The following is a 25,532-nucleotide window of genomic DNA, read 5'->3' on the forward strand; positions in this document are numbered from 1 at the left end:
ATTTGGGTTGCCGGGTTCGATAATGACCTTCAAATTGGCAGGCGGAAGAGCGGTCAATCCTATTGTGTAATCCGCCGATCCACGCTGCTCAAACTCCATGATGCATGATGCCAGGTTGAAATTGAACAATGGTCAATTCACCATGGTTAGAGTAATCTAGCCAACGTCCATCGCGCCCAGCCTCAAAATTTCCATTCCGGTGAGGATCGGTTTAACCACCACCGCTGATGAGCAATGGCACGAAGAGCTCAAACCTTGTCAAAGTGCCAAGCCGCCCAATGGCAAAACTTGAGTAATCGGAACATCCCGCCGCATTGCAGGCTTTAACCCAGTAATAATAGGTTTTACCCGGCATTGCTGTGATGTCATCAAAGGGACTGGCAGGATGGTTGTTAGCCAGCACGATTTCACCCGTGTGGGTAATACTGGTGTTTCTAAACACCTTATAATTGTCGGCGCCAGTGCTCGCGTTCCAGGTGACTTGAACCTTGTCCGGATACGTCCCATCGCTGGCGGCTACTCCGCCGGGCGGTGCAGGAATGAAGGGCGCACGATACCCTGTATCAACAGTTGAATAATCGGAACATCCCGCCGCATTGCAGGCTTTAACCCAGTAATAATAGATTTTACCCGGCTCGGCTGTGATGTCATCAAAGGGGCTGGCAGGGTGCATGTCAGTCAGTACGATTTCACCCGTGTGGGTATTGCTGGTGTTTCTAAATACCATATAATTGTCGGCGCCAGTGTTCGCGCTCCAGGTGACTTGAACCTTGTCCGTATATGTCCCATCGCTGGCGACTACTCCATCGGGCGGAGCAGGAATGAGGGGCCCACGATGCCCTGTATCAACAATTGAGTAATCGGAACATCCCGCCGGATTACAGGCTTTAACCCAGTAATAATAGGGTATCCCCGGCTCTGCTGTGAGGTCGTCAAAGGGGCTGGCAGGATGGATATCAGTCAGCACGATTTCACCCGTGTGGGTATCGCTGGTGTTTCTAAACACCATATAATAGTGGGCGCCAGCGCTCGCGTTCCAGGTGATTTGAACCATATCCGGATATGTCCCATCGCTGGCGGCTACTCCATCGGGCGGAGCAGGAATAAAGACCGCACGATACCCTGTATCAACAATTGAGTAATCGGAACATCCCGCCGGATTACAGGCTTTAACCCAGTAATAATAGGGTATCCCCGGCGCTGCTGTGGTGTCATCAAAGGGACTGGCAGGATGGTTGCCGGTCAGCATGATTTCACCCATGTGGGTATTGCTGGTGTTTTTAAACACCTGATAAATATCCGCACCAGTGCTCGCGTTCCAGGTGACCTGAACTTTGTCTGTATATGTCCCATCGCTGGCGGCGACTCCGCTGGGCGGTGCAGGAATGGGGGCTGCAATATACCCTACATCACCAATTGAGTAACCGGAACATCCCGCCGCATTGCAGGCTTTAACCCAGTAATAATAGGTTTTTCCAGGCGTTGCTGTGGTGTCATCAAAGGGGCTGGCAAAATGGTTGCTGGTCAGCACGACTTCATCCGTGTGGGTATTGCTGGTGTTTCTAAACACCATATAATTGTTGGCGCCAGTGCTCGCGTTCCAGGTGACTCGAACCTTGTCCGTATATGTTCCATCGCTGGCGGCGACTCCAGTTGGAACGGCAGGTGTAGCCGCCGGATGGACCACACTGACGGCCTGCATGGCCATCCCTTGGTAACTGCCGCCCCAGGTCATGGTATAGGTATGACTCGGGTCAGAATCCCAGGTGTCACGAATGTAGATTGTGGTACCATCATAACCGTAACCGACGATCGTATGCCCCTTAAGGTTGATCATCACGGGGTGCCCGGCGTCAATCTCGGCTTTGAAATTGTCAAGTGAAAATCCGCCTTCGTAATTTGTTCTTTGATAGTAACAATCCGTGACGGCATAGCCGCGCGCTTCATAGAAAAGTTTCCTGCCGTAGGTGCCATCAACATCGGAAACCATCCTTCCACCACCGGCTGACATTGATTCCATGGCGGTGCAGGTTAACTTTGCAGCGCTTTCGTTATAATAAAACGATGTTGCGCCGTCTGTGTTCCCATAAGCTGATTGGCTGGTCTTCATGAAGTCACCAATGGCGGCGCCCCAGGTGTGCTGAGGCCAGCCGTTCGTGATGTAGGGGTCATCCGCTGTGCTTCCATAACGAACCCAATAATTATCAATTGAGCCGCGGCCAGAGCGTCCGTCCAACCCATCTTTTGATGCAACCAGCGGGTTATTGGGATAGGTAGCATAACCATCGGACCAGGTTCCCCAGGAGGTGTCTGTAATTGGCATCACACTGCCGTTCGTTGGACCGGTGTAGATGTCGGGATATCCGTTCTGGTCGTAATAGGCAGCGATCATCGCACCTGACACCGCAGAACAGCCAAACACCCAGTTGTATGATGGGAAATTGGAGATGACCCCCCGGCTGGAAAGGGGTTGGATGGATGCCTCTCGTTCGGCTTCATAACCAGCGGGGGGCTGAGAAGGGCCACTGATAATGCCTTTTGAAAGAGTGGTGCCATCAGCCAGCGTAATATGTTCAATCGTAAAGTAAGGATTGACCTCTTCAATGGATGTGATCACAGCGCCATCGGGCAGGGTGTTCAATCCTTCACCCGGGACATCCATTTGCGGCAGTGTTTCGGCTTGCGCGAATAAAAATTGATGAGGAACGCTTAGAGAGAGGATAATAAAAAATAAAATCAGAGAAAAGAGTGTTTTCTTCATAAAATGAGAGTTTTTGGCATTTGATAGCTAAATGTTGAAAAGAAAAAATTAAAACTCGAAAACATTATAATTGAGAATTGATTTCTATGTCAATCGGTTTATCGAATATTTCGTAAAACGAATATTGTAAAACCCTCAGCTATGGAAACTCTGCAATGATCATTTATAAAAATAGATTATTAACAAAGACCTGAATGTGGGCGATACTTTGCAAAGCAATCCCAGACCCCCGGCGTTGATATCGATCTTTCACCCGGTACCCGCCAGTTGCAAGCCAATCCAGACTCGCAGAATTACACTTCCACCTGATGGATGCGTTTGTTCAACCAGGTCACAGCCTCGGGCTGATAATGCCGGGCGATCAACATCGAACAATCCACCGTTTCGATCAGGATGTCATTTAGCAAGCCAAACAAGCTGCGATGCGAGAAGACATCCCCACCTGCGCCGATGATCAGCAGGTCATAATGCCCGACCTGCACGGTCTGCTGGATGCCCTCGCTGACGGATGGCGCCGGTCTGACGCTGATTTCCATCCAATCGGGAACCGCACCCAGGCTGTTTTCAACAATTTCCTGGAGATACAGGTCAGCGTCTTCCATCTTTTCTTCATCTAAACCCTCTGGTGTCAGGTGCAGGGCAGTCACCTTAATCTCTTGTTCATAAGCCAGGGACGCGGCCAGGTTCAGGCATAACCGGGTATTTGGACCGCCGGAGATTGGCACAAGAACCTTTTGGATTGTCTCAATCCCCCGATTGCGCAGCACAAGCACGTCCTTGCGAGCATTGACCATCACTTCCTTGATGATGTTGTGAGGAATTCTGAGTTTTTCGTCTTCGGAGGGCCAACCCAAGATCACCATTTTTACCGGATTGGGCGATTTCAGCTCCCTGTAAATTGCAGATTCAACATTGTTGGCTGCTTTAATTTTGGCAGAAAATGCCACATTGCGCTGCTGGGCAATCGGCGCGGTTAAGTTTAATAGCCTGTCTCGCGCGGCTTTTCCCTGCTGGATCAACTTGTTGATTTCATCCTCAGAGCCGGTCGTGGGCACCTTAATCACCGACATTAAACTGATCGTCGTGTCCTCCTGGTGTTCAGCCAGCCTGGAGGCCAGCTCCACCAGTCCCACGGCTGTGGCAGGGTTGATGGCGGAAATCAACAGCCGTCCGCCGCCCAGTTCTTGTTCAACTCGCGCCTGGATGAGCGCCTTATGACGAAAGGTGCGCGAAACATAAAAAACGACTGCCAAGAACAGGATCAATAAACCTAAAAACAATAATGCGCGTGGGTTGGCAAAAGCGATGATCAGCACGCCGCTTAAGGCTGCCAGGATCGGCGTGAGTGGGAATAAAGGCGCCTTGAACGGTCGATCGATGCTTGGATATTTTTTGCGCAGCACAATCATCGAAAGGGAAGCCCAGAAGAGGACAAACATGTAACCCGCACTGGAGATGAAGCTGAGGAAGTCAACCAGTCCGATAGCAGCCACGAAGCCGCTGATCACCAGCACCATCAAAACCGAAACATAGGGCGTACGCCAGCGGCTCAGACGTGAAAGGATGCGCGGCCAAACCTGGTCACGGCTGAGGGTGAAGGTTTCCCGCGTCGCCGAAAGCATGGCTGAATTGACCGAGGTCAGGGTAGCGACAATCCCGGCGGCTGCCATGATGGTCACGCCAATACCGGGCCAAAATATGCCCACAGCATCGGTCAGGGCGGTTTCCGACCCTGCCAGGACCTCATACGGGATCACGCCGATGGTCACAAAAGATACCAGGGTGTAGACCAGGGTGGTGATCCCCAGGCTGATCAGGATGCCCGCAGGGATGTTACGTGAGGGTTCGCGAATCTCTTCAGCGTCGTCGGCGATAACTTCGAAGCCGACATACGCATTGTAAATCAGGGCGACCGTGGTCAGCATGCGGCCCAGGTTTGCCCAAACGGATTGGTTTTCAAGCAGCTCCCGCCCTGATTGAAAGGTCTGCCAGTTAAAGCCTTCAGGGCGGGTTAAGCCCAGGACCACATACACCCCGAACACAATCAACAGGAAGGCGCCCAGAACAATTTGCAGGTTGCCGACTGAGTTAATTCCACGAATGTGCATCGCCCCAACCGCGACGATGACAAGTAAGGCCACCGGGATGATCGGCAAAAACGGGAAGAAGACCTTTAACGAATAGGCAAAGCCGACCGCAGAAAGGGCCGCATAGAAGGTGCTGGAAAGGGCATCCAGCGAGCCGACCAGGAACATAACCAGGTTGTTGCCAAAGCCCTCCTTGACATAAGTCATCGCCCCGCCGGTGAACGGGTAGGTGGTGGCCAGCTCGCAGTAGTTGAGAGCGATGCTGAGGGTCAGCACCCCACCGATGATGATCGCCAGGACCGCGTCGGGCCCGGCAATGCCGGCTGCATGCCCGGTGAGAACAAAGATCTCGGCAGAAATCGTGCCGGCAGTTCCCAGCATGATTACCTGTAGCAGGGTGAGTTGACGGCGGAGTTTTCGTTTTGTCATGGGAGGATAGGGATTGGTGGAAAAGGAATCAGGAATCAGGAATTTGTGGGTGGACCAATGCGGTTAGAGTGCCCTCCGAGAGGGTTCATTCATTTAACCTATAATATTACTACTTAATTCGAATTTCGGTAGTGTCAAGAATCACTCGGGAAATTCTCATTCCTCTCGCAACGACTTCCCGGTTCCTAATTGTCGAATACCTGTTTCCTGGTTCTTAGAGCGCTACGCCCTACACAATTTTTTCAGTCCGTCCAGCCAGGTTGCGCAATTGCTCCAACTGCCCGAGATGATAGCTGTGATGATAAAAGAAGAAAAAGACCACATACCCGCGGCGGTTCTTTCCTTGAAAGAATTCGATCTCATCGTCAAATTCTGCATCTGCTATATTCGCCAGCCGCTCGGTGACGAGCGTGTTTAAGCGAAGGTAGGTATCGACCAGCAGGTTCAGCTCCAGCACGCCAGGGCCATCTCCCAGAACGGGCTGTGATCCATACCCGTAGTGCTCCAAGTTGGGCAGGTCTGCCGGCGGTTCTGCGCCCAGGAATTGAAGGATGTCGGCAAGGTTCACCACCAGGTGGCCCATGACCCAGTTCAGACAGTTACCGCCGGGCTGCGGTTGCAGCAGGCTGTCCGCATGGCTGAGTCCGTCCACCTGTTTGAGCATTAAATCCTGCTCCTCAAACAGCAATTTGGCTAAATCATTTTTGTTGATCACAGTTCCTCCAATGAATTTTAATATTCTTCATGTACAATACGCGCGTCGTTTCGCTCGTTTTTTGTCAACAATCACGTTCCATCGACCCTGTTTACAATATGATCGCGTTACCGTGAATATTCACAATCAACACGGCTTTTGCTCACATTGCAGGGTCAAAATATATCGGGTTAGAAATCAGCGCAGGCAGCGGCGGAACGCCGGGCAGGAAGGTGCGCCAGATCTCCACGCGCATGAAACCTGGCGCTGCCACCGGCAGCTCACAGCGGTATTCGCCATCCATCGGCGCGGTGAAGAAATCGACAATATCGTCGGGTGTGATCAGCTTGAGAATGTCGCCCTTGTGCAAATCTCCAAAATCCAGGTTCACAACCTGACCGCCTGTGAAGGTCAGACTCTCACCCATGCGCGCATCCCCGCACCGCATGTCCAGGGTCGGCCCCTCAGGTGAGAAGGTGATAAAACCGCAGCCACTGCGGACCGCTGCCAGGATATCCGAGGCTGCATTGGATTGAGCATAGACGCACATCGTCGGTCCGCCCAGGATCTGGAACAAGCGATCGCGATGATAGTCGCTGCCGCCGCAAATGGGCACCTTCTTCCCTTCAGCCAGCAATCCCTGCCACAAAGCAAGCGAGCGCAGGTTAGACTCCCGCATCGGGCCGTTCCATATTTCAAGCACGTCAAAGGGCAGCGCGTCCAGCTCAAACGCCCACGGGCACGATTCTTCAAAAGGGTGGTTGAGGGTGATCAACGCGCCGCGCTCACGAGCCGTCGCGAAGATTTTGCGGGCTTCTGCCAGGTTATTGGTGAAATAAGGCCCGTCATAGGGCTGGTCCACACCGATAAAATTGGCGTGCCCCAGGTAATGTGACCATTCCACCCCGGGGATCATTGTCAATCCAGCAATATCAGGCAAGGCATCCTTGCTGACCATCTGGTTGTGATCAGTTACAGCCACGAAGTTGAGATCGTGGCGCAGGGCATGGCTGCCCAGCTCTTCCAGGGTCAAAACACCATCCGATGCCAGGGTGTGCGTATGCAGATCACCCTTCAACAGGCGCATGGCTTTTGGAATAAATTCAAGTTCGTAAGTCACCTGCACGCCCTGTGGCGCCACCCGGTAGGCACCAATCAAAATCTGCCAGGTCCCAGGCGTCAGAGACATCGCCCGATACCCAGGGGTAGCGTGGGACTCGCTGATCGAGATTTCGGTTTTATCCGAACCCGATGCGCCCGCCTGGCTTCCATCAGGCGCAATGATTCCCAGGTCAATAACATTGATCTGCTCTCGCCCCGTGAACAACCCAGCCCTGGTTTTCGTCTCGGGGTGGGAATGACGGGCATAACGATAACGAAGGTTCAACGCAGCGGTATGCGGCGGGACCTCAAATGGCAGGGTGATATAGTCACCCTGCCGTTCAGCTTCAATGAAAATCTCGATGGTGACCGAATTAAGATCGTATTTTTGATTGATTTTTCCTGTCATCATCCGTCCAAATAATGATCTAAACCTGAGGTGTTATCTTCAGAAATACGGGGTTTACGGTCTTTAAAATCAATAAAGAAAGAAAACAGCAGGCTGATCAGCATCAGCACAAAGGGGAACACCGTCAGCAAAAAGCGGGAGGCATTACCGGGTTGGGGACCGGGATTATCGCCGCTTTCGAAGCCAAAGAAGATAAAGATCAGGTAAAAGGCTGCGCTGGTGAACAGGCCGCTCAGGCGGTTCATGAACCCGAGTGCACTGGAGATGAACCCTTCACGGCGCAGGTTGTATTTTTCGGTGTCTTCATCCATCACCCGGGCGGCGATCAGATCCATGGTGGTAATCACGCCGGCAAAACCAAAGCCGACGAATGCCGCGCTGATGATGGCAGTGATCAGCGAGTTGGCGAAAAACAGGGGGACATAAGCCAGCGCCAGGGTGCCCAGGGCAACGCGCCAGACCCACATCAGGTCATGTTTTCGCACAAATCTTGCCCAAATAGCGACGCTGGCAATGGCGATCAACAACACCGAGGCAAACAGGATGGTAGCTTGCGCATCGGGAATTTGCAGACGGTATTTCACAAAGAAGGGTAACGATGCCAGCACCAGGGACATGGCGGCGCTGTAAAACGCATTGGCAAACCCTGCAATCCAGAATTTGCGGTTGATGAACAGGCTTTTTAAGCTGTGCCACAATTGGGGTTTCTCTTCTTCCTCCGTAACTTCCTTTTCCTTGCTGGTCAGCGACATGTAAAGGATCACCGCCCCGCCCAGGATGCTATAGACGATCGAAGTCCAGCCGTAACCGATCCAACCGGTCACCATGGGCGTCAGCGCAATGCTGATGATCATCGCCACCAGTTGAAAAGCCTGGCGCATGGCATTCGTTTTAGCCCGGCTGGCATCATCCGGGAAGATCTCCGGGAAAAGCGCGCCATAATTGGCGTTGATGACCGAATCGAGGGTGCCGGTGAAGATGTAGAACAACATCGCGTACGCAAACAGGGCTTCCCCGCTGTGAAAAGCCGGCGGATTATAAAAGGCAATTAATCCTAACACCAACATGGGTGTGCCGATCACCAGCCAGGGGCGTCGACGGCCCCATTTTGAGCGGGTGCGATCCGACAAAAAGCCATAAACCGGGTTGTCGATAGCGTCAATAAAAGTGTAAATGAATAAAACTAAAGCCCATTGGGTGGTTTTTAAGCCCAACTGGTCTACATAATAAATAGCTGCGTAGGTTTTGAGCATATTGATCGGTATGGACGTGCCAAACATACCGATGGCATAATTGAATGATTTCCAGCGTTCGGTTTTCATGAGGTAGCCTCCTTTGGCTTGAGGGATTAAAGAATGGGTCTCACCATCAATTATATATGCAATGACGGTTTTTTTATTTTAATCAACAATGCATTTTTTATATTAATTCTGCCCGCTGATTAAACCCATGCCAGCCTGGCAATAAAATGTCGCAGCAGTTCCGGCGCCCAGGTGATCTCCAGTCCGCGCAGATCTGCAGCATTTTTTACCACTTCGCGGGCGACCTCGCCCACGTAGTCCAGGTGGCTGCGGGTATACACCCGGCGCGGGATGGCAAACCGCACCATCTCGTTGGGCGCAGGGATCACCTCGCCGGTGAGCGGATCGGGGTGCGAAAACATCAGGCTGCCGATCTCCACCGTACGTACGCCCCCCTCGATGTAGAGCTGATTTGCCAGGGCAACACCGGGGAATTGAGCGGGCGGGATGTGAGGCAGGGTGTGGGCGGCGTCCACGTAGACCGCATGACCGCCGGTAGGCTGGTAAACCTGCAGCCCGGCAGACTGGAGCACCTCACCCAGGTAGCGGGTGTGTCGCTCTCGGTAGTCGAGGTAATCCTCACTGATGCCCTCATGCAACCCGACCGCAATCGCTTCCAGGTCACGCCCTGTCAGGCCGCCGTAGGTGATAAAGCCCTCCTGGATGATCAAATGTTGAGCCAATTTCTGCTTCAGGTCTTCATCACGGCAGGCAATAAATCCGCCCATATTCACGATAGCATCTTTTTTGGCGCTCATCGTACAGCCATCAGCATAAGAAAACATCTCCAATGCTATTTCAGCCACAGGACGATCGGCATAACCGGGCTCGCGCTGCTTGATGAACCAGGCGTTCTCACTGAAACGGCAGGCGTCCAAGAAGAAAGGGATCCCATAGCGACGGTAGAGCTCGGAAGTGGCTTTTATATTTGCCATTGACACGGGCTGACCGGCGGCGGAGTTATTGGTGACCGTCAGCATGCCAATCGGGATGTTTTCAACGCCCGTTTGGTCAATAAAGCGCTCTAATTTGCCCAGATCCATATTCCCTTTGAAGGGTAGGAGGCTGTGAGGGTCGGATGCTTCATCCACCGCCAGGTCGACCGGGTTGGCATTCAATGCCAGCAGGTTCGCTTGGGTGGTGTCAAAGTGGCGATTGTTGGGCACCGACTGACCGGGTTTTACCAGGGTTTTGAAGAGAATGCCCTCAGCGCCGCGTCCCTGATGCGTGGGAAGCACGCAGGGAAAGCCGAGCACTTCCCGGACGGCAGCTTCGAAATGGGTGAAGCTGCGTGCGCCGCCATAGGCTTCATCGCCAACCATCATCGCCGACCACTGCCGGTCGCTCATGGCGTTGGTGCCGGAATCGGAAAGAAAGTCGATAAACACATCCTCGGCGGGCACCCCGAAGAGGTTGTTATAGGCAAAAGCCAGGATGCTTTCGCGCTCAGGGCGGGTGGTGTGTTTGATCGGTTCAACAACTTTGATGCGAAAGGGCTCAACAAAGGGGATCGACATAAAAAACCTCCTGAAGTGGATCGGAGCCTATTGGCCCGATGCCGTAGTGGATGCAGGTTGGCTACTGCTCTTATTATAATGGCTCTCCACAGCGGGAGAGCAGGTTTAATTGCGCAATATTGGGTATCAGTGATTTGGAAAATAAAGGCTTTGGAAGCAGGAATAAGGACATCGTTGTTTATGGCGTTTGTTACGAAGGCTGCACCATTTGTGATATACAATGATTCCCCTATTCAGCAAACATCGGTTAGGAGAATTTAATTGTCTTTCGTTTTCTTAAGTTCACTTTCTAAAAACGCCAATGTTTCTGAAATTAATACCTTGCGAATTTTTTGAAACTGTCGATTGGGAAGTAATGAATTTAAATCTTCGTTTATGATGGTTTGGTTGACATGTTTATTAATGAAAAAAATCAATTGCTGGAAAAAATCATGCATTTCCAGGTTTGTCCGCTCGTGAATTACGTCTGGTAGATAGCGAAAACCGCGCAAGAAGAAATGATGAATATCATAAACGTCGCGGCCGGCAATGGTCTGATGCCGGGCATAGCGATCCATAAGGGCGACGAGCTTATTGGCAAACATCGTTTCGATGGTCTGACAATTGATTACACGATCGATTTCATGGAAAAAGGCAGCCTGGTACTGATTGGTCGATATGCGCTCAGTAGAGGCCGAGACTTTGAGCGTATTTCTTTTTCCAGGCTCATTGGGGTACTTCAATTGAAAGAATAAGATAGTTTCGAAGGCAGCTTTCACTTCAAACCCAAGGGTGTGAAATGCTTGTAGAAAATTATCGCGCAAGGTTTTTTCATGTGTGCCTTCAAGGACATCAAAATCCAGGTCAATTGAAAAACGATCAAGATATCCGAGCATAGCAGCACAAGAACCGCCTTTAAACGCCAGGGATTGGCTCAAAACGGGTTGGTCAACAATTTCAATCAGCAAGCGATTCATATAAGACTTATGAATAATATCCTCTGGTCGCAGATCAACCATGGCCATAGCCAATCTCCTTCTGTAATGAACGCACCAGGTCAAAATTAATTAATTCCGGAACATCAAAATGATAGCGTGGGTTGTAATACAGCAGGTCTGCAACGGCTCTTTCTGGTGTTGCGACAAAACCGTGTGGGTGCCTGTCAATACCTGACGGGTTGAACAGGTAATCGTCCTTCATTTGACGATATCTGAAAGACCGTGTACCGACCTGGACACGTTTGGATTGATCCGAAATAAACGTGTGATCATAAACAACCTGTGTAATAACCCCGGCTTGCACCAAGATTGACTCGGTCGAGAGATAAGTAAAACGATGAATGATAGCTGATCCCAGTTCAATATGATCTAGATCTGAGATGGGCACAGTTGCATAAAGGCCTTTGTAAACAGGGAAAAGAATGCCGCGTGCAATATAGCGGGAGATGGTCACGTGCAAGTGATGACGATCTTTGATGTCCCACAGGACAGCCAGGTCATTTGTGTGAAAAATTCTCCGGTTTAATCGATTAAGTTGTGTTATCCTATACATTAATGTATAGTATAATACAATCCGATTAATTTGTCAATAAAATTTTTTTCGAAGCGAATAATGACGCAAGGTCTCGCCCCCGGGCGAAGATCTCGCTGTGGTGAAAGGTGCGCACGCCAAAGTAGTGCAGCCCCGCAATCAGACCCCACAACACCAGGATGATCCAGACAGCATTGGGGAAAAAGACGCGACCCATTGTCGACCAGGTAGCGGTGTTCGCCGTCAGTGCATAAAGCAGGAAGCCCAACCCTCTCCTGCAAAGATTTCGAGGTCCAGATGATTCACAGCCACCAGCTCGCCAGAACAACGAGTCAAGCCTTCAACTTTAATCATCGGCGAACCATTCATCTTTTTATTTCAGGCAGTTTAACAGGGACACACCGGATCAATAAGCGCTGATCTATACCTCATCTTCTGGCTCGCTGGCATTCGTTTCAGCCTGTAACCCGCGTAATGTCCGCCGAACGACGAAATACACTATCACCAACGCAATGGGTGCACTGCCAACCAGTAAAATCAGGGTCCAGCGCGGGAATGTTTCCAGCCTAAAATCCAACCATATCCCTGCCAGGATGGCAATGGTTGCCATAGCAAAAGCCAGGCATCCCGATTGAAGCGGGACCAATGTCGCCCTGATGAGGTTGCGCCGCAGCGCTGTTTTTAGCTCAAGATGATTATTTTCATTCATAGGTTTACCCTAGTTAAATGACGCTCATAGCTTACTACGCCGGCAAAGCTTGATCAACACCCATCTTCAAAAAAGCTTCACGCCAACTTCAATGCCTCGCCCCAACACAAACACCGCACCCCACAGCACCAGGTTGACCACCCCCAGCCAGGTCACCATCGCGGACGACAAGCCCCACAACTCGATGACCTGGACATCCAGGTCGACCACCGCCACAGGGACTGAGACCAGCGCATTTTCTGTTGGCACAAAAAAGGCAAATGACACATACAGTTTACCCGAAAATTCCCCGCGCTGATCCCCGGAGACTCGCCAATAGAGGGTCAGCGTCTGACCATCCCCCAACGCAGACTGGGTTTCGCCAGATGGGTCAACCTGCAGCATGAAAAACACGGGCTCAGCCAGCACGATCTGGGTCGCGTCTGCGTCTGCCGTGGACGCACCGTCCACGTCGGTCAGACGCAGTTCCAGAATGCCGGATTCGCCGCGGCGCACCCGGCGTGGCCAGGAAACGTTAAGCGAATACTCCGAAAGGCTGATAAACTCGTCCTCCCCCGGGGCGGCAGCCAGACCGCCGGCAGGAACGTTGAGTTGGACCCCGTCTATTGGTGTCGGCCAGTGCGCCCAACCCAGACTGAACAGCCCGATCCCCAAAAATACCAGGCTGAGCACGTATAAAAACTGCACCAGGCGCTGTTTTTTGTTCCCTGTGTGGTTTCTCATCCCAACCATACCTGATAAAGCCTGCCGATGATCATAACTCCATCAATCAACACAGCAGCAGCTGCTGTGCCCAACCAGCACAGACCTGCAGACAGGCGAAAGGGCAGCAGCATTAATACAATCAGCAGCGCACCCCGTATCGTTAAACTCTTTTTCCGGCTTTGAAGCGGTGAACTTTTGTGTGCAGGCATCTTTTCCTACCCCAACAGGTGGATTATCCAGGCTGCCAGGGCAAGAATGGCGAGGGGAATCAGTCCATATCCGATGATCTTGCTCATGACGCCGCCTTCCTCGCCCGTTAGGCCGACAGTACTGCACCCCACAATCACTTTAGCTGGCGCCAGTACACTGCCGACCGATCCGCCTGCGGTTTGCGCCGCCAGGATCAGGGGCACGCTTAACCTTAACAGCTCAGCCGATCTTTGCTGTAATGCGCCGAACAAGACATTGGAATTGGTGTTGCTGCCGGTGATGAACGCGCCCAGCGCACCAATGACCGGCGCCACCAGAGGATAGAAATCCCGCCCAATACTCGTGCTGAGACCCTCTGCCAGCAGGTGGGTCATCCCGCTGTGCAGCATGATCGTCGCCAGCCCGACCATCGCCAGGATGCCCAGGCTGGAGTTCACGCCGGCTTTTGTCACTTTGTTGAAAATCCGCTTCAGTGAGCCCGGCTCGAGGTAACCCACAGAACGATAAATGATGTAAGAAATGATACTGGTGTAGAAGAGGATCGCACCGGGGTGCCCAAACACATTGATCACCTGACCGGGACCAGCAGGAGTTGTCCACCCGAAAGCGGTACTGACTTCTGGAAAATCCAGCGATAATTTTATCTGGGACAAAAAAGCGTTTGCTGGTTGAAACAGGTTGACGCCAAAAGCCAGCAAAACGAGCAGCAGATAGCTAATCAATACCAGCCACAGCGATTTACCTTCATCGGGATTATCTTCAGCAGGTACAGGTTCTGAGTGCTGCTTGTTACGATTGCGATACGCTGGTAGCCTCAGCAGCAATAAGCCCACCCCCAGACCAGCCAAACCCGCACCGGTGGTGCCCAGGGTCCACAGCCCGTTGGTCGCCAGTAAATACTGCGCGATAACCATTACCGCCGAAAGCCCTGCAACGGGGAGCAGCGCGCGTTTCGCGCTCTTCCAGCCGTTGCCGATCACCGCCACCAGCATGCCGCTGGGAAAGCTGACAACCCCCAGCAGGATAGCCGTGAAATGTGCCAGTTCATCGGCAGTCAGACCGGAAACCGCGATCAGGGCTTTAAACGAGGCTCCCAGCGAGCCAAAGGTGACCGCCCAGGTATCTCCCAGGGAGGTCATGGCTACAGCCTGTAAGGGTGTGAAGCCGATCGCCACCAAGATTGGGGCACATACGGCAACTGGCACCCCAAATCCGCCTGTGCCCTGGATAAAGGTGACCATTAACCAGCCGATCAGCAGGGACTGCATCACCCGGTCTTCGGTTAATTGGGGTAGTACCCGCCCAATCATGCGGATAGCGCCTGCTTCATTGGCAACGTGGAACAAAAGCAGCGCCATCCAGATAATATAAAACACGTCCAGGCTGAGCAAAATTGCCTTGACGTGGGCGACAGCCAGCAGCTCAAACCCAGCCCCAAAAAAAAGCACGGCGACCAAAACCGCAGCCAGCCACCCCACTCCTCCAGCCCAAGCCCCCCCGGCGCGAAAACCAAGCATCATGATTAACACCACCAGGACTGGGGATAAGGCTAGAATCCAGTTAAAGAAGGATAAAGATAAAGTCATTGTTGTCGTGAGTTTATTCTATTCAAATTGGTGATGGAATTATAAAGCAGGAATTGGGAATTGGGTGTAGGGTGAATAGTAAATGGTGAAAAGTGAGTGGTGAATGGTGAGCAAGTAATAAAACATAAAATCTCGTTATCAGCGCTAAGCTCTAAGTTCTGAGTTCTACGCGCTATCACCTTTCAGCTTCCTCGAAAACTCACATCTTCCCAAGCAATCAGATCGTGGTAAAATGATGCCTAAACTTGGGGCAGTGGCGGAATGGCAGACGCAAAGGACTTAAAATCCTTCGGTATTTATACCGTGTGGGTTCGACTCCCACCTGCCCTATGAGAAAGGCAATAAAGGGGGAAAACGTTAAAAAACCTGTCATTACGAGGCCAATAGGGCAAAGGAATCCGGATATTTCATCATCTGCAAAAAGATGTGGAACAAATCGGTTTGGGTGACCATCCCCACCACTCCCTTGCCTTTCATCACCGGGCACCCCCCGATCAAGGCTTTTATGCGAAACCAGTTTGATAGCCCGGGAATTAAAGACTCGCAACCCACTGAAATAAACACCGCCTTCATTGTCGAATACGCCTTACCGAGCTTGGCTGATTTGGCACCTGCGTTGTTGGCTTTGTGGCAGCAGTCAGAGCGATAAGTTCAATATGCTGCTATTGGACTGCTAAGGTGAGTAAATAAGGTGCTGACAAATTTTATCAACACGATCGTAACCCTTTTAGGGGCTAAATTCTGATAGGACACGGTTGATTCGCTGGCATGGTAGTGAGAAATTCGAGTAACCAAAAATTTTACATTGATGTTATACTTAGAAAATTGCACGCTAGAAAAACATCTTTAGATTTCAATTGACCAATCGCGCTTTTTTAATCTAAAATACCCGTTAGTCGAATTAAAACAAGAAGGAGAAAACTATGCCCAAAAAGACCCTTATCATTCTTTTCGTTCTCTTCCCCCTGGTAATAGGGTTGGCATGCCGCTTTTCCAGCAAGGCTGACCCCACCGCCACCCCAACCGAAGAACCTGTGGTAAAAATTGCCACCGAACCTCCCGTGATACCAACCGAAAGCAAAAGTCCGGAAAAACAAGAAGAACCCACCACCCCTCCTCCGGTGGAGATCAGTCAGGATTTAGTGGTTCTGAACCAGAGTAATTTATTCCAGGAGGGCTCAGAAACTTTTATCGGCTATTTAATTAATAATCCTTCCAGCGATATTCTCTATGAGGATGTTGAATTCACCGTCGATTTTTATAACTCGGCTGGCGGATTAATCGACAGTAGCTATACGTACCTGCCTTCGTTTTACCCCAACACCACCTATGGCATCACCGCCTTTTCTTTTCAATATGATGAAGGCGTGACCGTTGCATCCGCTGAAATCAACTGGACTTTTTCTGGCACTTCATCAGCAAGCGCCTCAGAAAACCCTTTCACGACGGATAAATTGCGGTATTGGGAAAACGCAGGCTATCCCCTCGTGACGGGAAAAATTGTCAATAACTCATCGACAACGTACACCAAACTTACCGCAAATATCCTGTGTTTCGGCGATGACGACCATATCGTCGGTGGCGGAAGCGCATATCTGGATTTCATTCACCTGAACGATTATGCGGGATTTATTACTTATGTTGATGCCTTTGATGAGGTTGCCAGGGTTGAAGCGTACCCGACCCTCACCTACAGCTCAAAGGTCATCGATAAAACAGATTTCACCTCAGAGATCAGCATTGTTAATGAGAATTTTGTATATGAAAGTAACATGGGTTGGTTTTATGGCGGGCTGATTATGAAAAACGAAACCGAATCGGTTCTGAAGGATAATTATGTGCAGATCACTTTTTATGATAAAGATGACGATATCATTACTACCGGTTCAGGATATTTAAGTGCCTTGCTGCCCGGCGAATCTGTCGGCATCGCACCCTGGATTTCAACGCCGCCCGACGACTCGATTTATGCGCGCTATGATATTTTACTGCTCCCCGGCAAGGCAGACGCCGGCTACGAATTGAGTTCAAACCCGTTCAAAGTTGACAGCGCTGCCATTAGCAGCGACTCCACCTACGAAGTTATTGTAAATTTCACCAACACCTACAGTAAACAGGTTTCTGATCTGGATGTGTATGTCCTGGTTTACAATGCTGATGGGAAGATTATTGGCGGTGGAGATACCTGGGTGTCAGACCCGACCCCTGCTGGAGGCTCAGTAGAAGTCGAGGTTTGGGTCTCTTATCCATACTCCGAAACGATTGCCAGTGTAAAAGCCTGGGTAATTCCCAATTACTGGACAAGTTTTGAGTAAATCTACCTGAAGGATCAACAACAGGGGCACGGGTTACCGTGCCTCTTTCCTTTTAAATCGTCCACCGATCGTTGACCAACCCCACCAGGTACCATTGACCGCCTTCCTGAACAAAGACCAGGCGTAAACTGACCCAATCCATACCGCCATATTCCTCTTCAAAACCACTGAAATGATACTCAATGAAAGTGCTGCCCGGGAAAAATTCAGCAATATTATTAATTGTATTTCCCCGTCCAATTTGCTCATTGACCGCCATCTCTTCAGGGTTTGAGAAATCTGCCGAGAAGAGAAACCGGTCAAAATACTCGTCAAAGGTCATCTCTATCGGTTCGCCACTGCCATCGAAAGTACCCCACAAATACACCGACGTTGAACCAACCAGCTCGGGCAGTTGATCAGGTAAAAAGACGGGATTGTCTCCTTTAACATAAGTGTAGGGCGAAAAGCATACCCCCAGCTCCGGGTGAACAAATCGAGCCACGGTCGCCAGATCCCTGACTGCAAGCGCCTGGACCACGATCTCGGCGATTTCTTCTAATGGCAAATCTTCCATCTCAGTACCCACCGGGTAAGCATATATTGGCATCACAGATTCAGCGGCAACCGGGTAACCCACTTCCCCCGAATCTTCAGCGGGGCTGATCGGGGCAATCTCGGTCTGCACATCGACGCTGGAGATCGGGTCCTTCACGGGTGAGGGTGAACAGGCCGACAGAACCATAAAAATCAACAAAAAAAGGGTCGAAAATGCCTTTTTCATCGTATATCGCTCCTTAGTTCAAATCGCTTGTTGAACACACCCTGATTCTAACTCAACCCATGAGAAGTTTCCAACCGGAGGGATTGTGGTAAACTAACATTGAAGCATTGCTCAGCTTATTTTGTGTTAATGAAAGGTAATCATTGTGGAAAAGAATGGCTCAAGAATTAAAAACGCTCTGCAGGATTTTTTTCTACCGCTGATCCTACTTGCAGGGTTGGTTGCGTTGCTGGCAATTTTCAAAAATCAGCATTCAGCGGATCATGCCTCCCTTGTCCCTCAAGAACACATCATCGATCTGGTGGTTGGATACATCATCATTGCTGTTGAAATCGCCACCGCCTTTGTGATCCTGATCGGGCTGTTGCGCGCCACCATCAGTTTCATCCGCCTTCAATTTACTCGAGCTGAACATCAGACCACCTCCCTCCCTCATATTCGTGCACGCCTGGCACACGTACTGATCCTCGGCCTGGAATTTGCCATTGCCAGTGAAATTTTGCACCTGGCGATAGCCCCCAATACAGCGGAAGTTGTGATCCTGTTTGCAAAAGTACTGCTCAGAGCTCTGCTTCACTTTTTTCTCGAGCGGGAAATCCAGGCTTGTGAAACTCCGGAGAGCGCCGGCAATTTGATCCCACAGCAAACCAACCCGGACGAACCGGATCATTAGGAGTTATACCCGATCCACCCATAAAATTTAAAACCAGGGCTTGAATCGCTGAAAAAGCCTGCCGATCTTGCCAGCAAAGTCCGGATTCAAATTCTTGCTTACAAATTCAACCAGCGTGCTGTGACCTTCGGTAAGTCTGCCAATAACCCCTGCTGAAACGTGCAACGGGGCAGCGATTCCATGAACATGCGACCATAAGCTTTCGTCAGCACGCGTTTGTCCAGCAGCACCACAATCCCCCGATCGGTCTGCGTGCGGATCAGGCGACCAAATCCCTGTCTGAAGCGCAAAATCGCCTCTGGCAGGGCATATTCATTGAAGGGGTCTTCAAAGGTCTCGGCCCTTGCCGCTACGATCGGATCGGATGGAACGTCAAAGGGCAGTTTAACGATCATCAGCACGGAAAGGGCGTCACCGGGCACATCCACACCCTCCCAAAAAGCCCGCGTCCCCAGTAAAACCGCGCGGTCGGTGTCGCGAAAGGTCTCCAGCAGGCTGCTCGCAGACGCGCCTTCCCCCTGTTCATACACCTGGATATCATCACCTGCCAGCGCCAGCGATAGCTTGCTGGAGGTGCGCTGAAGCTGGGCATAAGAGGTAAACAACGCCAGCATGCGCCCCCCGGAAGCCCTGGCGACATCCACCATGGCAGCGTCCACCGCCCGCTGATGCCCGCTGGCATCCGATGGTTCGGGGATGTCACTGACCACGTACACCAGGGCTGATTTCTCAAAATCAAAGGGTGATCCCACCACCAATTCATCAGCATCAATCGCGTTCAACTGGCGCCGGAGGTAATCAAACTCGCCATTGGTGGTTAATGTCGCTGAGGTAAGAATCACACTTTCCTTTTGATGCCAGAGATGCTTTTCCATCATGCGCCCGATATGAAGCGGGGCTGCGTTGAGGGTGATGTTCAAATCTTTTGGATGGATCTCCACCCAATAGACAGTATCATTATCTGCTTCAAGGGTGAGCCCATTGATGATCTGCTGAATTTCTTCAATGCGCGTGAACATGTTCCCCAAACTGCCCCACATATCCTCGGCTTCCTCGTTCTCCTGATCCGCAAGTTCCCGCATCGGTATGCGCAATTCCCGTAAGATTGCCAATAGGCGCTCCAGCGTTGCATACGCTGCTTCCCAGGCAATTTCAACATCCAGCCAGATCGGCAGTGTACGCGTGGAAGGCAGGATCCGTTCCTGCTGTGGATAGGTGCCCAACGGACGTCCCTCACGTTGATCATTGAGGAAGGTGTCCAGCGCCTGGTAGTAGGCCGTCATTTGGCTGTCGAGCCGCATGGCCAGGTCAGCGGCGGTACTCACCAGCTGACTCAAGGCTGCCATTTGGGCAGGTTTGAGCAGTTCCTCGCACAGGTCCACAAAGCGTCCCAGCAATCCGCTTTTAATTCCGCCCAGTTCGCGTACCAGGCGGGAAATATCACCCGCACGAACACTAAAAGAAAGCGCCGACGTTGTAGCCGATTCAAGGTGATGGGCTTCATCGACGATCAGATAGCTGTAAGCTGGTAGCACCCGGTTTCCCGTAACCGCATCCGCCAGCAGCAACGCATGGTTGACAATTAACAGGTGCGCATGATCAGCCGCTACCTTAGCCCGGTAAAACGGGCAGCGCCCCCCGGTGCGTTTCAGGCACACCTCTAACCGGCAACCCTCATCCTCAGCAGAAAGACGAGACCACACCATGCGTTCAATGTTTCCGTTCAGGTTGATCTCCGAGCGGTCCCCCGTACGACTTTCCTGCAGCCATACCAGCACCTTAGCCAGCACACGCGCCTCGTGGACCGATTCGGGCTTACGCCGACGCACAACCTCCAGCCGGCGCGGGCACAGGTAATTCGAGCGCCCCTTAAGGACTGCAGCCCGGACAGGCAAGTTCAACGCTTGCTGCAAGTCGGGGATATCCTTGTTGATCAACTGGTCTTGAAGGTTGATGGTGTTGGTCGAGATCACCACGCGGGTATTGTTTTTCAGCGCCCAGTAAGCAGCCGGGATCAAGTAAGCCAGGGATTTTCCCGTGCCGGTGCCCGCTTCTACCATCATATGTTGAGAACCATTGAAAGCCTCGACAACCGAACGCAGCATGTCCACTTGCTGTTGACGGTATTCAAATTGCTCCAAAAACTGATCAAATTGACCGCCACGGTCCAGAACGGCAGCGACATCATCCACATCAAGCGGTGTTTCGCCGCTTTCAGCGCCCACCGGTTCCCCTTCTATTTCCTTGGGTTTCTCAAATAGCGGACCGGACGCGCCGCCCAGGTCTTTTTTCGCTTGAATGTGCTCCCTGGCGCGTTGCCTCAGCACTTGTTGAAAAGCCCAATTCGCCTTCCAATCCAGCGGTTCACCCATGCGCACAATCTCTGCCAATAGCGGCAGGGGCAGTTCCTGGGCTTTTTGCATCAGCGCATTGAAAACAGCATGGGTCACACGGGCATCGTCCAGGGCGCGATGGGTAACAGGCAGAAGAATATTTAGCTGATGTGCCAGGGAAGAGAGGTTATAGCGGCTGGCCGTCGGCATCAACACAGCTGCCAATTCATAGGTATCGATATTCATATTATGGCGCAATGCCCCGGTTTGCTGCAGAAAGCTGAGGTCAAACCCGATATTATGTCCAACGATAGGCGCATCACCAATAAATTTAATCAGCCCCGCCATCACGTCCACTAGAAAGGGTGCATGGCGTACCATCGGGTTAGTAATGCCGGTCAACTGGGTGATAAAGGCGGGAATGGGGCGGCGCGGGTTGATCAGTGTGGACCACTCTTCCTCAACCCGGCGTCCGTTGAATTTGACGGCGCCGATCTCAATGATTGAATCTTCATCCGGGTTCAAGCCGGTGGTTTCAATATCTACTGCAATAATGATGGGCATAAGAAGGATTATACTCGAGATGAGCTTTGAAACGGGTTTTTGTCCCGTTATAGCCAGCGTGTGGCATATCCACGCGATCGGCATTTGAAAAATTTTATTATCCATCCAGCAAATTTCTGGTAAAATTGTTTTTTAACTTTATTTAACGCTATGCGATTTTTAGTGAAAGTCAGTTAAAGTTTGAAAACGCCCTGATCGGCAACACAAAATTTTCAGATCAGGCATTTGGAGATAATTAGATCCACCACGTTAACCCGGACGATAACTTGATTAATCCATTCACGTGTCTCCGCTTTCATACCCACCCAAACCCTATTCAAATCCTGCGCTCCCCCTGCCAAAAGATAAAGTGTTCACAGTGCTACTTCCTTAATAGGGTCATGCTACCGAACGGTTTTCAATTATAATAAATTAAGAAAAATGGAGGAAAGAACATGAAAGATTCACTGCACCAACGTAAATTCCACCACGAGATCACCCAGGACCTGGTTGCCACGGCCATGGGAAACCAACCCGCGGACCTGATCATCCGCAACGGAAGGCTGGTCAACGTCAACACCGCCCAGGTGCAAACAGGCATCGATGTGGTCGTGCGCCACGGCTGGATTGCCCTGGTCGGCGATGCCAGTGGAGTGCTGGTCGATGAGCACACTCAGGAGGTCGATGCCGCCGACCGGTACCTTGTGCCGGGCTTCATCGACAGCCATATGCACATTGAAAGCGCCATGGTCGATCTGCCCAGTTTTGCGGCTGGCGTCCTCCCCCATGGGACGACCACCATATGCCCCGACATCCACGAGATCACCAACGTGCTGGGTCTGCGTGCCGTGGAATTATTTCACAATATTTCCAAAGAACTGCCATTAAAAGTCCTGTTAGCGATGCCGGTGTGTGTACCATCGATACCTGGCTTTGAGGATTCTGGCGCCAGCATTAGCGCAGCCGATGTCGCTGTCGCTTATCAACAGGGCTGGGCACAACTGCAGGGCGAACAGATGAATTTTCCCGGCGTGATCTACGGCGACCCACAGGTCCATGCCATCACCGCCCAGGGACTGAAGGACGGCTTTGTGCTCACCGGGCATTATGCCAATTTAGAACTCAACCAGGGATTGAACGCCTTCATTGCCGCTGGCTTAACAGCCTGCCACGAAGGCACCACGGCTGAGGGCACGCTGCGCCGCGCACAATTGGGCATGTATGCCCAGCAGCGTTATGGCACCGCCTGGCTGGACCTGCCGAATTTGCTCCCTGCTGTGCTGGAAAACCCCCACATTGACACCCGCTTTTTCACCATGGTTACGGATGACGTCACCGCAGCAACCATCTTTGAAGAGGGTCACATCGTCAGGGTGGTGCGCAAAGCCATCGAATTGGGCTTGCCGCCCATCCTTGCCATCCAGATGGTGACCATCAACGCCGCACAATTGCTGGAAAAAGCCCGTTGGATCGGTTCAATTTCTCCGGGACGAGCTGCGGATATCCTGGTGGTCAGTGATTTAGAAGCCGTGACCATTGACCAGGTGTACACCGATGGGATCCTGGTTGCACAGGGAGGGCAGTTGATAGTCGAGATCCCGGCGTATGAATACCCCGCCTGGGCTGTACATTCGCTCCACCTGGAACCGTTGACGGTGGAAGATTTTTCCATCCCCGCTAAACAAAGTCCCGCAAAAGTGCGTATGATGCGCGTAATCCCGGGCATGGTGCATACCGAAGAGGAAATCGTGGAAATGCAGCCCAACAACGGAGAGCTGGTTTCCGACCCTAACCGGGACATCTTGAAGGCAGCCGTCTTCTACCGCCACGAGCCGCAATCCGGGCTCGACGGTCGCAAGGGTTTGGGCTTTGTCAGCGGAACCCAATTCAACCCGCGCTGCGCCTACGCCTCAACCGTGGCGCATGACAGTCATAACCTGCTGGTAATCGGCAGTGACGACGATGCGATGGTCAAAGCTGCCAACGCGCTCATTCAAACAGGCGGCGGCATTTGTATTGTTGTCGATGGCGAGGTTGAAGCGCTAATGCCCCTTCCCCTGGCAGGCATCATGTCCCTGGAATCGGTTTCCACGGCTGCTCAACAGGTTGAAGCCATTGAAATCGCGCTAAAGAAAGCTGGCTGCCCGCATGAAGCCTTTGAAATGACTCTCAGCTTGTTAAGCCTGATCGTCATCGAAGAGCTGCACCTTTCTAACCGTGGCCTGGTGGCATTAAAACCCGGAGAGAAACCAAAAATTGTTGACTTATTGGTAGAGTGAATCGATGATTGTCTGGGATGAGGATGATTTTCTTTTGAAATTTAAATCGTAATTTAAGTCATTTTCATGTACAATTATATGTGAGCGCAATGATGCACCTGTTGTGTTATTGACAACATACTGAAATATTGAGTGATATGAACCAGAATATGGATCGTCCCACATCAAACTTTTCTGGACTACATGATAGAACGGAGGTGGTGCCCACGGATCAATAGCCAAGAATATTTAAATAATCCCATCTAATCGATTAGTTATAAAGGAGAAAATTGAACGATGAAGAAGACTGTGTTATTCATAATTGCTGTTTTGATGATCAGTGCTCTGATCCTGACAGCCTGTAAACCGAAAGCCCCAGCAGAGGAGCCTGCCGCCCCAGTTGAGGAACCTGCCGCTCCAGTTGAAGAACCTGCCGCCCCTGTCGAAGAGCCCGAGGAATTCGTCTTCGGTATTTTGATGGTCGGGCCCTACAATGATCGCGGCTATAGCCAGGCGCATTATGAGGCGGGTTTATACGTGGAAGAAAAACTGCCCGGCACGCGGATGATCTATTTAGATTCGGTCAACACCGCTGACCGCCCGGGTACCACCCCAGCCCAACTGGGTGAAGAACTGGTGGCACAAGGCGCGAAAATGGTGATCTTTAACTCCGACGATATGAAGGATGACGCCATTGAATTCGCCAAGAACCACCCGGAGATCTTCGTAATCCATGCTTCGGGCGATACGCAGTGGCCTGACGGTGAGAATTACATCCCCCTTGACAACATGGTTAACATCATGGGCAGGATGGAATACGGCAAGATGATCGCCGGTTGTGATGCTGCCCTTCACAGCGAAACGGGTTCCATTGGCTACCTTGGCCCATTAATCAACGAGGAGACACGTCGTTTAGCTTCTGCAGCTTACCTGGGTGCTAAGTACTGCTGGGAAGAATACCTCCAGCTTGATCCCGCGGACCTGAATTTCCGGGTGACCTGGATCGGGTTCTGGTTCAATATCCCCGGCTTCACGGAAGATCCCAGCCTGGTGGCGCAAGAATTTATCAACTCCGACGTGGATGTAATCATCTCCGGCATCGACACAACCGAAGGTCTGATCGAAGCCCGCAAGGCTGCCGGTGAAGGCGCCAGGGTATTCTCCATCCCCTACGATTATATTGGCGCCTGTGATGAAGCCCCCGAAGTCTGCCTCGGTGTGCCGTGGTTCAACTGGGGTCCTGCCTATCTGCGTCATATTACCAATGCAACGACCGGGAATTGGAAAGCGGTTTTTGAGTGGAATGGACCTTCTTGGGAAGACCTCAACAATTTCGACACCACAAACGTGGGTTACCTCCCCGGTCCGGCGGTTGACCCCAATGCCGCGATTTTGTTGGAGTCGTTTATCGATGAACTCGCGGGTGGGCTGAACCTGTGGGCTGGTCCTCTGAACCTGCAGGATGGTACCCCGTGGCTGGCGGCTGGCGAATTTGCCACCGATACCCAGGTTTGGTATCTCCCGCAATTGCTGGAAGGCATGGAAGGACGTTCCGAGTAATTTCGGATTATCGAAACTATGGATGGGGAAGATCTAACCATCTTCCCCATTGTTATATATAAGCATTCA

At 51.5% G+C, this 25,532-nt stretch carries 20 protein-coding genes and 1 tRNA gene; 6 read left to right on the plus strand and 15 right to left on the minus strand.

Annotated elements, in window-relative coordinates:
• Positions 1 to 211: 211 nt before the first annotated feature.
• From CFX1CAM_RS00290 to CFX1CAM_RS00355, 13 genes are all read right to left on the minus strand, one after another.
• The gene (locus CFX1CAM_RS00290; protein WP_087861083.1) at positions 212 to 2,761 is read right to left on the minus strand and encodes a hypothetical protein; all 2,550 of its coding nucleotides are present in this window, start codon (positions 2,759 to 2,761) and stop codon (positions 212 to 214) included.
• Between the two features lie 293 nt (positions 2,762 to 3,054).
• Complete coding sequence (locus CFX1CAM_RS00295; protein WP_087861084.1) at positions 3,055 to 5,277, minus strand: amino acid permease; 2,223 nt, start codon at positions 5,275 to 5,277, stop codon at positions 3,055 to 3,057.
• Positions 5,278 to 5,506: 229 nt separating this feature from the next.
• Positions 5,507 to 5,992 carry a DinB family protein gene (locus CFX1CAM_RS00300; protein WP_087861085.1) on the minus strand — a complete coding sequence of 162 codons (486 nt, stop codon included), beginning with the start codon at positions 5,990 to 5,992 and terminating at the stop codon, positions 5,507 to 5,509.
• Between the two features lie 142 nt (positions 5,993 to 6,134).
• Positions 6,135 to 7,481, minus strand: coding sequence for a CehA/McbA family metallohydrolase (locus CFX1CAM_RS00305; RefSeq protein WP_087861086.1), 1,347 nt, complete (start codon positions 7,479 to 7,481; stop codon positions 6,135 to 6,137).
• Positions 7,481 to 8,803 (minus strand): MFS transporter, encoded by a 1,323-nt coding sequence (locus CFX1CAM_RS00310; protein ID WP_087861087.1) that lies wholly within the window; start codon positions 8,801 to 8,803, stop codon positions 7,481 to 7,483. Before CFX1CAM_RS00310 ends, CFX1CAM_RS00305 begins: the two co-directional genes overlap by 1 nt.
• 119 nt (positions 8,804 to 8,922) lie before the next feature.
• A complete protein-coding gene (locus CFX1CAM_RS00315; RefSeq protein ID WP_087861088.1) occupies positions 8,923 to 10,299 on the minus strand; it encodes a tryptophanase in 1,377 nt (458 codons plus the stop codon).
• Positions 10,300 to 10,556: 257 nt separating this feature from the next.
• Entirely contained in the window at positions 10,557 to 11,303 is a 747-nt protein-coding gene (locus CFX1CAM_RS00325; RefSeq protein WP_087861090.1) for a nucleotidyl transferase AbiEii/AbiGii toxin family protein, read from the minus strand.
• The gene (locus tag CFX1CAM_RS00330) at positions 11,290 to 11,829 is read right to left on the minus strand and encodes a hypothetical protein (protein ID WP_087861091.1); all 540 of its coding nucleotides are present in this window, start codon (positions 11,827 to 11,829) and stop codon (positions 11,290 to 11,292) included. Before CFX1CAM_RS00330 ends, CFX1CAM_RS00325 begins: the two co-directional genes overlap by 14 nt.
• Positions 11,830 to 11,854: 25 nt before the next feature.
• Entirely contained in the window at positions 11,855 to 12,076 is a 222-nt protein-coding gene (locus CFX1CAM_RS00335) for a hypothetical protein (protein ID WP_087861092.1), read from the minus strand.
• A 153-nt stretch (positions 12,077 to 12,229) separates the two neighbouring features.
• Entirely contained in the window at positions 12,230 to 12,517 is a 288-nt protein-coding gene (locus CFX1CAM_RS00340) for an AtpZ/AtpI family protein (RefSeq protein ID WP_087861093.1), read from the minus strand.
• 66 nt (positions 12,518 to 12,583) lie between these two features.
• Entirely contained in the window at positions 12,584 to 13,240 is a 657-nt protein-coding gene (locus CFX1CAM_RS00345) for a hypothetical protein (protein ID WP_157891613.1), read from the minus strand.
• Positions 13,237 to 13,431, minus strand: a complete 195-nt coding sequence (locus tag CFX1CAM_RS00350) for a hypothetical protein (protein ID WP_087861095.1) — start codon at positions 13,429 to 13,431, stop codon at positions 13,237 to 13,239. The genes CFX1CAM_RS00345 and CFX1CAM_RS00350 overlap by 4 nt, the downstream gene beginning before the upstream one ends.
• A gap of 6 nt (positions 13,432 to 13,437) precedes the next feature.
• On the minus strand, positions 13,438 to 15,018 hold the full coding sequence (locus CFX1CAM_RS00355) for an L-lactate permease (RefSeq protein ID WP_087861096.1): 1,581 nt from the start codon (positions 15,016 to 15,018) through the stop codon (positions 13,438 to 13,440).
• A 247-nt stretch (positions 15,019 to 15,265) separates the two neighbouring features.
• Here CFX1CAM_RS00355 and CFX1CAM_RS00360 point away from each other — a divergent pair.
• From CFX1CAM_RS00360 to CFX1CAM_RS00370, 3 genes are all read left to right on the plus strand, one after another.
• Positions 15,266 to 15,348, plus strand: a tRNA-Leu gene (locus CFX1CAM_RS00360).
• A gap of 94 nt (positions 15,349 to 15,442) precedes the next feature.
• The gene (locus tag CFX1CAM_RS00365) at positions 15,443 to 15,667 is read left to right on the plus strand and encodes a hypothetical protein (protein WP_087861097.1); all 225 of its coding nucleotides are present in this window, start codon (positions 15,443 to 15,445) and stop codon (positions 15,665 to 15,667) included.
• A gap of 274 nt (positions 15,668 to 15,941) precedes the next feature.
• Complete coding sequence (locus CFX1CAM_RS00370; RefSeq protein WP_087861098.1) at positions 15,942 to 17,333, plus strand: hypothetical protein; 1,392 nt, start codon at positions 15,942 to 15,944, stop codon at positions 17,331 to 17,333.
• Between the two features lie 52 nt (positions 17,334 to 17,385).
• Here CFX1CAM_RS00370 and CFX1CAM_RS00375 read toward each other — a convergent pair whose 3' ends face one another.
• Positions 17,386 to 18,096: a hypothetical protein gene (locus tag CFX1CAM_RS00375; protein ID WP_087861099.1), complete on the minus strand. Its 711-nt coding sequence runs from the start codon at positions 18,094 to 18,096 to the stop codon at positions 17,386 to 17,388.
• 145 nt (positions 18,097 to 18,241) lie between these two features.
• Here CFX1CAM_RS00375 and CFX1CAM_RS00380 point away from each other — a divergent pair, with 145 nt between their 5' ends.
• Positions 18,242 to 18,769: a DUF1622 domain-containing protein gene (locus CFX1CAM_RS00380; RefSeq protein ID WP_157891615.1), complete on the plus strand. Its 528-nt coding sequence runs from the start codon at positions 18,242 to 18,244 to the stop codon at positions 18,767 to 18,769.
• Positions 18,770 to 18,867: 98 nt separating this feature from the next.
• Here CFX1CAM_RS00380 and CFX1CAM_RS00385 read toward each other — a convergent pair whose 3' ends face one another.
• The gene (locus CFX1CAM_RS00385) at positions 18,868 to 21,666 is read right to left on the minus strand and encodes a helicase C-terminal domain-containing protein (RefSeq protein ID WP_157891616.1); all 2,799 of its coding nucleotides are present in this window, start codon (positions 21,664 to 21,666) and stop codon (positions 18,868 to 18,870) included.
• Positions 21,667 to 22,100: 434 nt separating this feature from the next.
• Here CFX1CAM_RS00385 and CFX1CAM_RS00390 point away from each other — a divergent pair, with 434 nt between their 5' ends.
• The gene (locus CFX1CAM_RS00390) at positions 22,101 to 23,924 is read left to right on the plus strand and encodes an adenine deaminase (RefSeq protein ID WP_087861102.1); all 1,824 of its coding nucleotides are present in this window, start codon (positions 22,101 to 22,103) and stop codon (positions 23,922 to 23,924) included.
• Positions 23,925 to 24,200: 276 nt separating this feature from the next.
• Entirely contained in the window at positions 24,201 to 25,463 is a 1,263-nt protein-coding gene (locus tag CFX1CAM_RS00395; protein ID WP_197687137.1) for a BMP family lipoprotein, read from the plus strand.
• The last annotated feature ends 69 nt before the right edge of the window (positions 25,464 to 25,532 follow it).

The sequence above is a fragment of the Brevefilum fermentans genome, from assembly GCF_900184705.1.
Classification (GTDB): domain Bacteria; phylum Chloroflexota; class Anaerolineae; order Anaerolineales; family Anaerolineaceae; genus Brevifilum; species Brevifilum fermentans.